Consider the following 14,151-nt stretch of genomic DNA (forward strand, 5'->3'; position numbering starts at 1 on the left):
AGTATACTTAACAACGGCTTAAGCATAAAGGTCTAAGTGTTTAGTATTCCCCTTACCATCATTTGTTTTTTCAGGCTTGACCTCGCCTGTTTTGTGCTCAGCATCGCTTTCAGTATTAATCTTCTCAGCATGTTTTTTCTCTTCCTCCCTTTGCTTGCTCGGGTGGTATTGATCTTCTTCGTTAGTAAAATAATATTCATGGTATTCTACGTGATCGGGATCTTGATGCAGTTTACTATTGGCCGCTTCTTTAAGCAGTGCTTTAACCTTTAAGCTTGTCGGCTTAATAGGTACAGGCACTACACGTGTTAGTTGAGTAGTAAAAATATCCATTCTTAGTTCCTCCTGATTTAAAAGTCGCCATTAAATAGTACAAAACACAGCCTTGTTATCGACCATTGCTTAAAAATCTTTAGCCCACTAATTTAGAGTAATAACTTTAAGCTAGATTCATATAACAAATCATAATAAAAAACTTTTATTTATTACTTGCAGGCCTCTTAATTAAACAGTAGTGTAAACAATATCAAAACACATTATTTTCTACCTGTTAATTTAATTTTAAAGAACTAATAAATTAACAGCAACTGAGCAACTATTAGAGATTTTTTACCATGATTATTAACCTGAATAGCCGACATCACCACCATCATTACAACTAGCCCATTCAGGTTTACTTTATAAGTAGATTACTGAAGGGCAACTGGCCTTTCAGTGGTTTTAAAAAGCATAATACATCCTCTACATAGAAGTAACGTAATTGCTAAACCCCCGAAAGAGTCACAACTCTCTCGGGGGTTTTTCGCATTTTAGCGAATAAGAAATTGTATATACATGACAAATTTAAAGATTAAAAACGATAGGAATTAACATTATGAGCACATCAGAGCCACGTTTACGCATTGCCATGCAAAAGTCAGGACGCCTAAGTGAAGATACCCAAAAACTACTTAAGCTTTGTGGATTAAAGTTAAATCTAAGCGATAGAAGATTATTAGCCCATGTCAGCAATATGCCTATTGATATTATGCGTGTTCGCAGTAGCGATATTCCTGGTTTGGTAATGGACGGCGTTTGTGATTTAGGTATTGTTGGTGATAACACACTCGAAGAAGAAGAGTTAGATCGTCAGTTAAAAGGTAATAAGTCTGAGTACATTCGCACTACTTCATTGGATTTTGGTGGTTGTCGTTTTTCAATTGCCATGCCAGAAGAGTTTGAATACACAGGTTTAGCCTGTTTAGACGGCTTACGTTTTGCCACAACTTACCCACAATTATTAAACCGTTTTGCTAAAGCTAATGGCATAAACGTAGAGTTTTGTTTATTAAAGGGGTCGGTTGAAGTAGCGCCACGTGTTGGTTTAGCAGATGGTATTTGTGATTTAGTATCAACGGGTGCAACGCTTGAAGCGAATGGTTTAAAAGAAGTCGCTGAAGTTTTCCGTTCAAAAGCATCACTGATCCAACGCGCTGATGCATTATGTGAAGAAAAACAAGCTATTTTAGATACCTTATTACCACGTGTGCACGGCGTAATGAAAGCAAAAGAAAGCAAATACATCATGTTGCACGCGCCTAAAGATAAAATAACTGAAGTTAGTAAATTAATGCCTGGTACAGAAACACCAACCGTATTACCGCTAGCTGAACGTGACGATATGGTTGCTGTACACGTAGTCGCAACAGAAACATTCTTCTGGGAGACCATGGAGCAGTTAAAAGGCTTAGGTTGTCACTCAATACTCGTGATGCCAATTGAGAAGATGATGGGCTAAATAAGCAGCATACTTGAAACTTCAGCGGCATTGTCTACGGTGTTCGTTGCCTTCACTTAATAAACTAAGCTCAGGCAACTCACAACTTGACGGCTTTGCTGAAGTCACAATTATTTAGCTTAGTTTCTCAAACAATTACATTGAATATTGAAAATATTAATACCGAGACATAATTATGATAAATCAACTTATCAATTGGCAAGAGCTTTCACCGCAACAAAAAGATTTAGCCCTTGCTCGACCAGCTATTGCTGATAGCGCTTTATTATCAACGCAAGTCGCCAATATTTTATCACAGGTAAAAAGTCAAGGTGACAAAGCTATATTTGCGTTAACAGAGCAGTTTGATGGCATTGCGCTTAACACTTTATCCGTTACTTCAGAGCAAGTTGCTAAAGCGAAACTAGCACTAACAGACAAACGCATGAAAGCGATTAATACAGCCTATCAACAGATAAAATCATTTCACAGCGCTCAAAAAGCCTCTGATATTACGGTTGAAACAACGCCAGGCGTTAAGTGCACGCTCAAAACAGAGGCCATTGAAAGTGTTGGTTTATACATTCCAGCAGGCTCCGCCCCATTACCTTCTACTGTATTGATGTTAGGCGTTCCAGCACAACTTACAGGCTGTCAACGTACTGTACTTGTTTGTCCTCCTGACAAAAATGGTCAATTAGCGGATGAAATATTAGTGGCAGCTGATCTTTGTGGTATTACAGAAATATACACAGTAGGCGGTGCACAAGCGATTGCTGCATTGGCTTACGGCACAGAAACAGTTCCCGCAGTAAATAAAGTGTTTGGTCCTGGAAACCGTTATGTTACTGAAGCTAAAACTCAGCTTTCACAACAAGTTGCCGGTTTTGCTATCGATATGCCAGCAGGTCCTTCTGAAGTATTAGTTATCGCTGATGGGCAAGCAAATCCAGCCTTTATCGCTGCAGATTTATTATCACAAGCTGAGCACGGCGTAGATAGTCAAGTAATATTACTCAGTGATAGTGAGCCTTTAATCGAAAAAGTATCAACTGAGTTAGCAGAGCAACTTGCCTTATTATCTCGCAGTAAAATAGCTGAACAAGCATTAAAGCAGTCTCGTTTAATTCTTACTAAAAATTTAGCGCAAGCGGTGGAAGTATCTAATCAATACGGACCAGAGCACTTAATCATCCAAACAGAAGATGCTTCAGCATTACTCAGTAAGTTACGAAATGCCGGTTCAATCTTTGTCGGTGCTTATACACCAGAATCTGCGGGTGATTACGCCAGTGGTACTAACCACGTTTTGCCTACCTACGGCTACTCTAAAGTAATTTCGAGTTTATCTTTAGCTGATTTCTCTCGTCGCTATACGGTTCAAGAGATCACAAAAACAGGTTTACAAAGTTTAGCCGAATGTATTATTGAGCTTACAGATGCCGAAGGTTTAGATGCACATCAGCGCGCCGTCACCATTCGCTTAGAAGAAGGTATTTAGTTATGACTTCGCCAGTTGATGATACCTTAGCAACAACAGCCTTGATAACTAAGTTAGCGAGAGAGGAGTTGGTAGATATGGTTCCATATCAATCTGCTAGACGCCTTTTTGCCAGTGGTAATAATGAGCAAGCAAATAGCAAAACATGGCTAAATGCCAATGAAGCGCCTGGTCAAGGTCAATATCAATTGCATAGCGAAAACATTAATCGTTATCCTGATTTTCAGCCGCAAGCTCTATTAAATGCTTATAGTAATTATTGTAAATTACCCATTGAAAACATATTAGCAACCCGTGGCGCAGATGAAGGTATTGAATTAATTATTCGTAGTTTCTGTCGTGCTTATCAAGACAATATCCTAATATGTCCGCCGACTTATGGCATGTATGCTATCAGCGCCGAAAATCACGGTGCGGGTATTATTAGTGTACCATTAGTTAATACCCGTGAAGCAAAATGTCAGCTAGATCTAGAAGGGTTGAAACAACAAGTAGGAAAAGTAAAAGTTGTCTTCTTATGCTCACCTGGAAACCCTACAGGTAACACTTTACCCGTAGCGCAAATTCAATCTGCTATCGACATTTTTAAAGACAGCGCAATAGTGGTTGTTGATGAAGCCTATTATGAATATACCAATGAAGAGTTAGGTGCTGAGCAAGTAAATAATAAACTCATTAGCCAATGTGATAATGTGATAATACTAAGAACTTTATCCAAAGCATTTGCTTTAGCCGGTTTACGCTGTGGGTTTACCCTATCAAATACAGACGTTATTACATTGCTAAGTAAGGTTATTGCCCCCTACCCTATTGCAGCACCTGTTGCTGAAATTGCAAGTAAGGCATTAACAAATGATTTAAGCATTATGCAAGCTAGGGTAAATGCTGCTAACCATTTACGTGAGCAGCTGAGTGAATGGCTCAAGCAACAAAAATGGTGTAGCGATGTGTTTGAAAGCGACGCTAACTTTGTACTATTTCGTTGTAATAATACGGATGATAAAAACAACGTTTTTAACTTCTTAGTAGAACATAACATATTAATTCGTGATCAGTCTAAACAGCAACAGCTAGAGAATTGCCTTCGAATAAGTATTGGTAGTGAAGAAGAAGTCACGCGACTTAAGCAGTTATTAGAAACATTATAAGTAGAGTTAATGCTGCCTTAAAGTGTAGCGTAACAAACAAAAATGAAGAGCATTTTATGAGTAATACACAAGAGAAAATATTATTTATCGACCGCGATGGTACTTTAGTGGAAGAGCCTGCTATAGATAAACAACTTGATACGTTAGAGAAGCTTGTATTCGAACCTAATGTCATCGCCGAGTTACTAAAATTGCAAGCAAAAGGCTTTAAACTTGTCATGGTTTCAAATCAAGACGGCCTTGGAACAGAAAGTTTTCCACAAGCAGACTTTGATTTACCTCATAACAAGATGATGGATTTCTTTAGCTCTCAAGGCGTTCATTTTCAAGATGTATTACTTTGCCCACATTTTGATGAAGACAATTGCAATTGCCGTAAGCCAAAACTCGGCTTAGTAAGTGAGTACCTGCAGCAAGGTCGAGTAGATTTCGTTAACTCTTTCGTTATAGGCGATAGAGAAACCGATATGGGACTCGCTGCTAACATGGGCATTATTGGCATCAAATATGACCGCGAGACATTAAACTGGGCACAAGTGAGTGAACAAATAATATCTCAATTAGAGCAACCGAGAATCGCCACTGTTACCCGTACAACCAAAGAAACAGATATTACGGTTACCGTTAACTTGGATAAAGCTGGTGAAAGTAAAATAGATACTGGTTTAGGTTTTTTTGACCACATGTTAGATCAAATATCTACGCACGGCGGCTTTAGCTTGCAATGTAATGTTAGTGGTGATTATCATATTGATGAACATCACAGCGTTGAAGATACCGCACTTGCTTTAGGTCAAGCTTTAAAGCAGGCCTTAGGCAATAAGCGCGGTATTAATCGTTTTGGTTTTACCATACCTATGGATGAGTGTCGTGCTGAATGTGCTATCGACCTTTCTGGTCGTCCATGGTTAGAATTTGATGCTGATTTCACCAGTGCCAATGTCGGTACCATGTCTACCCAAATGGTTCCTCATTTTTTCCGCTCTCTTGCTGATGCAATGTTAATCACCTTACACTTATCAACAAGTAAAGGTAATTGTCATCACCAAGTTGAGAGCTTATTTAAAGTTTTTGGTCGCGCATTAGGTCAAGCTATTAAGGTTGATGGCGATGCAATGCCAAGTTCAAAGGGTACCTTATAATGACAAGGGTAATCACTTCAGCAAAAAATGTCATTGTAGACACTGGTTGTGCAAATTTATCTTCCGTTAAATTTGCTGTTGAGAGACTTGGCTTTGAGGTGACCATTACTGATGATGTCACACTAATTCAGCAAGCTGAAAAAGTTATCTTCCCAGGTGTTGGTAGCGCTAAACATGCTATGAAAAATATTAAAGCTAAAAATTTAGTCGCTGTGTTACAAGGCTTAACTCAACCAGTACTTGGCTTTTGTTTAGGTATGCAATTAATGACAGAGTCTTCTACTGAAGGTAAAAGTGATGACAATACGAGTAGCTCTGTACCCTGTTTAAGCCTGATCCCAACAAACGTTGAACCATTAAAAGCCCAAGGAAATAGACTGCCACATATGGGCTGGAATACACTTACTCAAGTAAGTAACCACCCTGTTTTTAAAGGTATATCTGTAGGTGATTACTTTTACTTTGTGCATAGCTTTGCAGCGCCGGTAAGTGAGTACACTATCGCCAGTTGTGAATATGGCAGTACTTTTTCTGCTGCTATCGCAAAAGATAACTTTATTGGTTGTCAATTTCACCCTGAACGCTCCAGTGCGTTAGGCAGTAAAATTATTCAAAACTTTCTAGAGTTAGACTCTACAGAACTTAACCAGGAGCTTGTAAACTTATGATGATCCCAGCAATTGACCTCATCGGTGGTGAAGTTGTGCGTTTATATCAAGGTGATTACGCTCAAAAAACCAATTATCAATATACAGTACAGGAGCGTCAGCAAGCTTATGCAAACTCTGGTGCGACTGTTATGCACTTTGTTGATTTAGATGGCGCCAAAGATAGCACTCAACGTCAACTTGAAACCTTGAAAACCGTTGTAAAGCACCCTTCTATGATTATTCAAGTTGGCGGCGGCGTGCGTTGTGAAGATGACGTAAAGCAGTTATTAGCACTCGGCGCCGATCGTGTTGTTATTGGCAGTTTAGCTATTAAGGAACCTGAGCTAGTAACACAATGGTTAAAAACTTACGGCTGTGAAAAAATAGTATTAGCCCTAGATATTAAAATTGATGCACAAGGTAATAAAACATTACCGACACATGGCTGGATTGAAGATAGTGGTGTGAATCTAGAAGACTTACTTGCCCAATACCAAGATGCAGGAATAAAACACGTTTTATGTACTGATATTAGTAAAGACGGTACGTTAACAGGTACTAATGTAGATTTATATTCCGAAGTTTGTGCTAAATATCCTGAGATTGATTGGCAAGCTTCTGGCGGCATTGGCAGCCTAGCTGACATTAAAGCGCTTATCCCTACTGGTGTTAGTGGCGTAATTTTAGGTCGTTCATTATTAGAGGGGGAATTTACCCTTGAAGAAGCCATCGATTGTTGGCCAACTAGCTCAGCAAGTAAAGCCTCAAGTAAAGCAGGTGATAAATAATGTTAGCAAGAAGAATTATTCCTTGCCTTGATGTGCGTGATGGCAAAGTAGTCAAAGGTGTACAATTTCGCAATCATGAAATTATCGGTGATATCGTGCCCTTAGCAAAACAATATGCTGAAGCAGGTGCAGATGAATTAGTATTTTATGATATTACGGCTAGCAGTGATGGTCGTGTCGTTGATAAAAGCTGGGTAAGTCGTATCGCTGAAGTTATTGACATTCCCTTCTGTGTTGCTGGCGGAATAAAAAGTGAAGACGACGCCAAAGAGATCTTAATGATGGGTGCTGATAAAATCAGTATAAACTCCCCAGCATTACGTGATCCAGACTTAATCACGCGCTTAGCTGATGTTTTTGGTCAGCAATGTATTGTCGTTGGTATTGATAGCTTTTATAACAAAGACACTCATGAGTATCAGGTGTATCAATTTACCGGTGATGAAAAACGCACTCAACAAACGGGTTGGAATACATTCGACTGGATTGAAAAAGTCGTTAGCTTAGGTGCCGGTGAGATCGTCTTAAACTGCATGAACCAAGATGGTGTACGCCAAGGTTATGATATTGAGCAGTTAAAACAGGCTAGAGCAAAATGTAGTGTGCCTTTAATTGCCTCAGGTGGTGCTGGTGCTATTGAACATTTCAGAGATGTTTATCAACAAGCCGATGTTGATGGTGCTCTCGCTGCATCTGTTTTCCATAAGGGTATTATTCCGATTAACGCGTTAAAAAACTATTTAAAAGAACAAAATATTGAGGTAAGACCATGTTAGTAACTAACGAGAATATAACTGATTTAGCATGGCAGAAAATGGATAACCTTATCCCTGCTATTATTCAGCACGCCTCAACAGGCGCTATATTAATGCAAGGGTATATGAACCAAGCTTCCTTACAAGCAACCTTAACAACAGGAAAAGCAACCTTCTTTAGTCGCTCTAAACAAGCACTGTGGGTTAAAGGTGAAACATCGGGTAACTTTCTAGAAGTAAAGCAAGTATTAACTGATTGTGATAACGATAGTTTACTTATTGCTTGCCAACCGATTGGACCAAGCTGCCATTTAGGGACTGAGTCTTGTTTTCCGGAACAAAATCTTACGCAGCAAAACTTTCTCAGCCAACTGGAACAAGTCATTCAGCAACGTAAAGGTGATGATCCTAAAGAGAGTTACACAGCTCACCTGTTCTCTCGTGGTACCACTAAAATGGCTCAGAAAGTTGGAGAAGAAGGTGTTGAAGTAGCACTTGCTGCTGTTGCTGAAACTAAAGAAGATTTGCTAGGTGAATGTGCAGATTTGTTCTACCACACCCTAGTACTTCTTGCCGATCAGAAAATTGAACTCAGTGAGGTTATGGAAGTATTACAAACCCGCCATAACAAATAACCTCAACACTGCGCTAACGCACTATTAAGTTACTTTGCTAATTATTAGCATCCTTGTTATCTTCATAAAACAAGGATGCTTTTATTCTAACACCAGTTAAGTAAGCTTTATTATGAATAAAATACATTTAGTGCCAGTTAAAAATATTGGTGTTGTGCTTAAAGATTCTCGCCATTTTGTTATCAGTAAAAGACATCCCAAAGGACAAGAAGCTTTTATTGCTATGAACAAAGGACTGAAAATACTCCGATCTCGTGGCGCTATTGTTAAAGCATACCAACAAGCAGGTTTCTTTGTGAATACAAATAAGGTCATCATAATTAACCCTTGAGTATTCATCGAATTCAATCTCAACATGTAGTACTATTCTGGCAAATATAATTATTTATTGAGCCCAAAAGGTTGTGCACAATAATAATTAACAATCTTCATATTTAAGCACTGTAATTAGTAGCTAAAGGATAGCGATGTTAAAGCGAAGAGCAATAAAAAAATATGGAAAGCAATTATTACCTAGACTTCAACAACGTTATGGAGAACAAACCTTCTACAATGCTAGCCAAGTTAGAGCGACAGTTTATCAATGCAACTTCAATCCTAAATACTTGCCGCTTGGTTACCTACTCTTTCTAGATTCTTGCTCATTAAATAAAGTTTCTGCCACTGAATTTCCAGAGCTTTGTATGAAACAATACAAACAAGAAATCAAAGACTACCTTAGTAAACGTAAATATTATGGTAATTTAACACTTTTAAATACTGAACATTATGACTACAAAAACGACTTGGCAAACTAAAACATTTTCAGAGCTATCACTTAATCAATTATATGATGTACTAAAACTACGGGTTGATGTTTTTGTTGTTGAACAAACCTGCTTCTATCCTGATCTAGATAGTGATAAAGATGTGCTTGATAGACACCCTCAAACGTTACACCTACTAGGTTATCAAGAAGAGCAGCTTGTTGCTTATTTACGGATATTGCCAAAGGGACAAAGTTACCCAGGATATATCAGTATTGGACGAGTGGTAACAGCATCTCAAGCAAGAGGAGCAGGCTTAGGACACGAGTTGATGTTAGAAGGTATATCTCGCTGTCAAAAACACTTCCCTAAAGAAGGGATTAAAATCTCAGCACAGCAACATTTAAAAGGCTATTATCAGCAATATGGCTTCATTCAAGCATCAGAAATGTACTTAGAAGATAACATACCTCACATTGCTATGATCCGCCAATTCAGAGACTAAATTGCAAGCCTAAAAACAAAAAAACTCGCTTACGCGAGTTTTTAATTTAAGCTAACAGTTATAATTTAAGCTAATTGAGCAGATAGTAACTCGTTAACTTTTTCAACAGCTTGAGTACCATCAATAGTTAAATAACTACAGTTACCTGATTTAGCTTCTGATTGATAGAAGTCTACCAGTGGTTTAGTTTGCTCGTGATAAATAGCTAAACGCTTACGTACAGTTGCTTCTTCATCATCTGGACGGATAGATAAATCATCACCACTAACATCGTCTTTACCTTCAACCTTTGGCGGGTTGTAAACAAGGTGATAAACACGACCTGAGCCAGAATGTACACGACGGCCAGCCATACGTTCAACTATCACTTCATCTGGTACATCAAATTCAAGAACGTGGTCTACAATGATACCACTTGCTTTCATTGCATCAGCTTGTGGAATAGTACGAGGAAAGCCATCAAGTAAAAAACCAGCTTTACAATCTTCTTGAGCTACTCGCTCTTTAACTAGTCCGATAATTAAATCGTCAGAGACTAACTGTCCAGCATCCATTACAGCTTTGGCTTTGATACCTAACTCCGATCCTGCCTTAATAGCAGCACGAAGCATATCGCCAGTCGAGATTTGTGGAATACCAAATTTAGCCATTAAAAATTGTGCTTGTGTGCCTTTACCAGCGCCTGGAGCACCCAATAAAACAATGCGCATATTATGTAACCTTAATTGATGGTTGAAGTGTGGAAGTAAATATTACCTTTAGTCGATAGCATAAATTTTCATTTGATCGAACAAAGGTAATATTTCTTATCTTAATAATTAAGTCGGCTGACACTATACAAGTTAGGCTATGTGCAAACAAGTGGTGAAAGGCTCGATTGATCAAAAAAGGAGGTGTTTCATGCATGAAACCCTCCTTTTTAAGACTAAAGTACTAGCTAAATATTACATTTAGACTGTATATTTTACTTAGTTAGACTTAGCATCAACTTATTCAAGCGAGAAACGAAGCTTGCTGGATCTTTTAAACTACCGCGCTCAGCTAACATTGCTTGTTCAAATAAAACTTCAACCCATTGATTGAATCTATCATCATCTTGCTCATCTGCTACATGCTTAACTAATGCATGCTCACCATTGATCTCAAAGATAGGTAAAGTATCAGGTACTTCTTGGCCAACCGATGCCATTAGCTTAGCCATTTGGCTACTCATATCGTCTTCATCAGCAACGATACAGGCAGGAGAGTCAGTTAAACGTTGAGATAGCTTAACTTCTTTAACTTTGCCTTCTAAACTCGTTTTAATACGCTTAACAACAGAATCATATTCTTTCTCAAGTTTCTCTTGAGCTTCTTTAGTTTCTGCATCATCCATATCACCTAGATCTAAACCGCCACGGGTAACTGACTGTAATTGCTTACCATCAAACTCTGTTAAATGGCTTACTAACCACTCATCTATGCGATCTGACATTAACAATACTTCAATGCCCTTTTTACGGAAAACTTCCAGATGAGGACTGTTTTTAGCTGCTTCGAAACTATCGGCAACAACAAAATAAATTTTGTCCTGACCTTCTTTCATACGTTCGATATATGAAGCTAGAGATACATTTTGTGTAGATGAGTCTTCTTGCGTAGAAGCAAAACGTAATAAACCTGCAACTTGCTCTTTATTAGCGTGATCTTCAGCCGGACCTTCTTTTAATACTTGACCAAACTCATCCCAAAACCCTTGGTACTTATCTGCATCATTTTTACCTAGCTTCTCAAGCATTTTTAATACACGCTTAGTACAACCTTTACGGATAGCTTGAGTTATCTTGTTATCTTGTAATATTTCACGAGAAACATTTAGAGGTAAATCATTAGAATCTAACAGACCCTTTACAAAACGTAAGTATGTAGGCATGAACTGCTCAGCATCATCCATAATAAATACACGTTGTACAAACAGCTTCAATCCATGCTGTTTTTCACGGTTGTACATATCAAATGGTGCTTTTGTAGGTACATATAAAAGAGAAGTATATTCAGTCTTTCCTTCAACTTTGTTATGTTCCCATAAAAGAGGGTCACCAAAATCATGAGAAACATGTTTATAAAATTCTTTATACTCTTCTTCTGTTACATCTGCTTTTTCTCGCGTCCATAAAGCAGTAGCCTTATTTACAGCTTCCCATAACGCAGGGACAGCATCTACGGCTTCAACAGCAGGAACAGTTACTTTACCTTCTTCATCTTTAACTTCTTCAACTGCCTCTACCGCTGGCACTTCAGCTGTTAACATCTCTACTGAAACTGAAATATGATCTGAGTATTTAGTTACAATAGACTTTAAGCGCCAATCATCTGCATATTCAGATTCATCTTCTTTTAAATGAAGAATAATGTCAGTACCACGATTTAGTTTTTCAATTTTAGCTGTAGTAAACTCACCTTCACCTGCACTTATCCACTCGACACCGTCTGCGGCATTGTCACCCGCTTTACGCGTGCGAACAGTTACTTTATCAGCAACAATAAATGCAGAATAAAAACCAACACCAAATTGGCCGATAAGTTGCGAGTCTGATGCTTGATCACCAGATAATTGAGAAAAGAACTCAGCAGTACCTGATTTAGCAATGGTACCAAGATGCTCAATAACATCTTCATGGTTCATACCGACACCATTATCTGAAATGGTAACCGTGTTATTTTCTTTATCACAACTCACACGAACACGTAAGTCACCATCATTTTCATAAAGAGCATTGTCTGATAATGCTTTGAAGCGTAGCTTGTCTGCGGCATCTGCAGCATTTGATACTAACTCACGTAAAAATATTTCTTTATTTGAATATAGTGAGTGGATCATTAATTGTAATAGTTGTTTTACTTCGGTTTGAAACCCGTGAGTTTCTACTTGATTAGCTTCAGACATGTAAAAATATCTCCTGTAAAAGAATAAAATATACTTTTGTAAAAGTTGTTAGAAAGTATGTGGGGTTGGGGATTTGAAATTCAAGGGAGAACGGTAATTGCTGAACAATTGATAAGAAGAAATTCAATAAACTAATGATTATTCAACTTAATGGCTGATGTTATTAGTTGACTATTTTTTTACACCAAGCAAAATCAAAAGGGTAGTAACAAAAGAATTAAATTCAAAGTTAAAAAGAAAAATGCCGGAGTAGATTAGCCTACTCCGGCAATGAATACTTGCGGCAAATGATTGACAGATCAGGTTTACCAAAAAGTATACAGTTATTAATTTGTTGCTTAGGGAGTAAACCACAATTTATTAACCGACTCACATTAACTTATAGTGTCTGCATTACAAACAGCTTATTTCTCATATACTATTACTATTTAGCATAACTAATCAAGTAAAATGAATATATATTCCCACAACAAAAGACACAAATGCACGTAAGTTACAGTAATATATAGTTTTACTAGCTAAATAATTTTTTAAAAACTGCTTTGTGAATTATATATTTATTAATGAATCCACCAATAAACTGATTAACTATTATGTGTTTAACTTCTATTAATAGAAGTTAAACACTGACCATTTGGGTTTAGATCATATAAGTAAGCTCCATCAGCGCAAAAGCTTTGATATAGTTCTCCGTACATATATAAATACCAGAAAGTGACAATACAGATTTCACATAATTTAGTAGAAAGTGAAGTTTAGCAATGCCCTGCTACGCTCACATGAGCTTTACTGCGACATAAATCACACTGCTCTTACATAAAGAGAAAACACCCACACGCTTATTACAGCACTATTATCTTGTGCGATTGAAATCCCGCCTACTGTAGGCGAGAATTTATTCGCGCATATTCGTTGTTGTTTTAAATCCCAGACAGCAAAAAGCCCGTCACTTTCGAAACGGGCTTCTCTTATTTATTAGAGAGTGAAGTTTAGCAATGTCCTACGCTCACATGGGCTTTACTGCGACATAAGTCACACTTCCCACGCGTATCCACACTGCTCTGACATAAAGCGAAAACACCCATACGCTTATTACAGCGCTATTATCTTGCGCGATTGAAATCCCGCCTACAGTTGGCGGGAATTTATTCGCGCATATTCGTATTGTGTTAAATCCCAGAAAGCAAAAAGCCCGACTCAAATGAGTCGGGCTTCTCATTATTTAGTAGAGAGTGAAGTTTAGCAATGCCCTACGCTCACATGGGCATGTCTAATACAAGTCACACTACCCTTCGCGCATCTGCGATTCACTCACAAGGTTTTAGAAAGTCAGAAAGCAAAAAACCCGTAGCGTAAGCTACGGGTTTCTTTAATTAGAAGTTTAGCAATGTCCTACTCTCACATGGGAACTCCCACACTACCATCGGCGCAACTGCGTTTCACTTCTGAGTTCGGAATGGAGTCAGGTGGGACCACAGCGCTATTGTCGCTAAACAAAAAGGGTACAATCTAGAAAATCGATATAAACAGTATTCAATCTACGTAAAGTATTTCAAGTAACACGTTAAGTACGTGATTTTACATTGTTGTAATTTGTCA

General features: G+C 38.1%; 14 protein-coding genes and 1 rRNA gene. 11 read left to right on the forward strand and 4 right to left on the reverse strand.

From position 1 onward, the window contains the following. Positions 1-18: 18 nt before the first annotated feature. Entirely contained in the window at positions 19-333 is a 315-nt protein-coding gene (locus tag ND2E_RS12745) for a hypothetical protein (RefSeq protein WP_033093459.1), read from the reverse strand. 541 nt (positions 334-874) lie between these two features. On the opposite strand from ND2E_RS12745, the gene hisG reads away from it, so the two are divergent. The 11 genes from hisG (at position 875) to ND2E_RS12690 (ending at position 9,626) form a co-directional block, all read left to right on the forward strand. Then, positions 875-1,777: an ATP phosphoribosyltransferase gene (hisG, locus tag ND2E_RS12740; RefSeq protein ID WP_033093460.1), complete on the forward strand. Its 903-nt coding sequence runs from the start codon at positions 875-877 to the stop codon at positions 1,775-1,777. Positions 1,778-1,952: 175 nt separating this feature from the next. Next, on the forward strand, positions 1,953-3,257 hold the full coding sequence (gene hisD / locus ND2E_RS12735) for a histidinol dehydrogenase (protein WP_033093461.1): 1,305 nt from the start codon (positions 1,953-1,955) through the stop codon (positions 3,255-3,257). 2 nt (positions 3,258-3,259) lie between these two features. Next, the gene (hisC, locus tag ND2E_RS12730) at positions 3,260-4,405 is read left to right on the forward strand and encodes a histidinol-phosphate transaminase (RefSeq protein WP_033093462.1); all 1,146 of its coding nucleotides are present in this window, start codon (positions 3,260-3,262) and stop codon (positions 4,403-4,405) included. 56 nt (positions 4,406-4,461) lie between these two features. Beyond that, positions 4,462-5,547: a bifunctional histidinol-phosphatase/imidazoleglycerol-phosphate dehydratase HisB gene (gene hisB, locus ND2E_RS12725; protein ID WP_033093463.1), complete on the forward strand. Its 1,086-nt coding sequence runs from the start codon at positions 4,462-4,464 to the stop codon at positions 5,545-5,547. Beyond that, positions 5,547-6,215, forward strand: a complete 669-nt coding sequence (gene hisH / locus ND2E_RS12720) for an imidazole glycerol phosphate synthase subunit HisH (protein ID WP_033093464.1) — start codon at positions 5,547-5,549, stop codon at positions 6,213-6,215. Before hisB ends, hisH begins: the two co-directional genes overlap by 1 nt. Next, on the forward strand, positions 6,212-6,985 hold the full coding sequence (gene hisA, locus ND2E_RS12715; RefSeq protein ID WP_033093465.1) for a 1-(5-phosphoribosyl)-5-[(5-phosphoribosylamino)methylideneamino]imidazole-4-carboxamide isomerase: 774 nt from the start codon (positions 6,212-6,214) through the stop codon (positions 6,983-6,985). The genes hisH and hisA overlap by 4 nt, the downstream gene beginning before the upstream one ends. Next, positions 6,985-7,761, forward strand: a complete 777-nt coding sequence (hisF, locus tag ND2E_RS12710) for an imidazole glycerol phosphate synthase subunit HisF (protein ID WP_033093466.1) — start codon at positions 6,985-6,987, stop codon at positions 7,759-7,761. The genes hisA and hisF overlap by 1 nt, the downstream gene beginning before the upstream one ends. After that, the gene (gene hisIE / locus ND2E_RS12705) at positions 7,755-8,375 is read left to right on the forward strand and encodes a bifunctional phosphoribosyl-AMP cyclohydrolase/phosphoribosyl-ATP diphosphatase HisIE (RefSeq protein ID WP_033093467.1); all 621 of its coding nucleotides are present in this window, start codon (positions 7,755-7,757) and stop codon (positions 8,373-8,375) included. The genes hisF and hisIE overlap by 7 nt, the downstream gene beginning before the upstream one ends. Before the next feature lie 112 nt (positions 8,376-8,487). Further along, positions 8,488-8,706, forward strand: a complete 219-nt coding sequence (locus ND2E_RS12700) for a hypothetical protein (RefSeq protein WP_033093468.1) — start codon at positions 8,488-8,490, stop codon at positions 8,704-8,706. Between the two features lie 136 nt (positions 8,707-8,842). Next, a complete protein-coding gene (locus ND2E_RS12695; RefSeq protein WP_033093469.1) occupies positions 8,843-9,172 on the forward strand; it encodes a DUF6559 family protein in 330 nt (109 codons plus the stop codon). Next, positions 9,144-9,626 carry a GNAT family N-acetyltransferase gene (locus ND2E_RS12690; protein WP_033093470.1) on the forward strand — a complete coding sequence of 161 codons (483 nt, stop codon included), beginning with the start codon at positions 9,144-9,146 and terminating at the stop codon, positions 9,624-9,626. Before ND2E_RS12695 ends, ND2E_RS12690 begins: the two co-directional genes overlap by 29 nt. Before the next feature lie 65 nt (positions 9,627-9,691). Here ND2E_RS12690 and adk read toward each other — a convergent pair whose 3' ends face one another. From adk to rrf, 3 genes are all read right to left on the reverse strand, one after another. Next, positions 9,692-10,336 (reverse strand): adenylate kinase, encoded by a 645-nt coding sequence (gene adk / locus ND2E_RS12685; RefSeq protein WP_033093471.1) that lies wholly within the window; start codon positions 10,334-10,336, stop codon positions 9,692-9,694. Positions 10,337-10,590: 254 nt separating this feature from the next. Continuing rightward, positions 10,591-12,552 carry a molecular chaperone HtpG gene (gene htpG, locus ND2E_RS12680; RefSeq protein WP_033093472.1) on the reverse strand — a complete coding sequence of 654 codons (1,962 nt, stop codon included), beginning with the start codon at positions 12,550-12,552 and terminating at the stop codon, positions 10,591-10,593. A gap of 1,379 nt (positions 12,553-13,931) precedes the next feature. After that, positions 13,932-14,046 (reverse strand): 5S ribosomal RNA (rrf, locus tag ND2E_RS12675). Positions 14,047-14,151 lie beyond the last annotated feature (105 nt).

It is taken from the genome of Colwellia psychrerythraea (assembly GCF_000764225.1).
In the GTDB taxonomy this organism is placed as follows: domain Bacteria; phylum Pseudomonadota; class Gammaproteobacteria; order Enterobacterales; family Alteromonadaceae; genus Colwellia; species Colwellia psychrerythraea_D.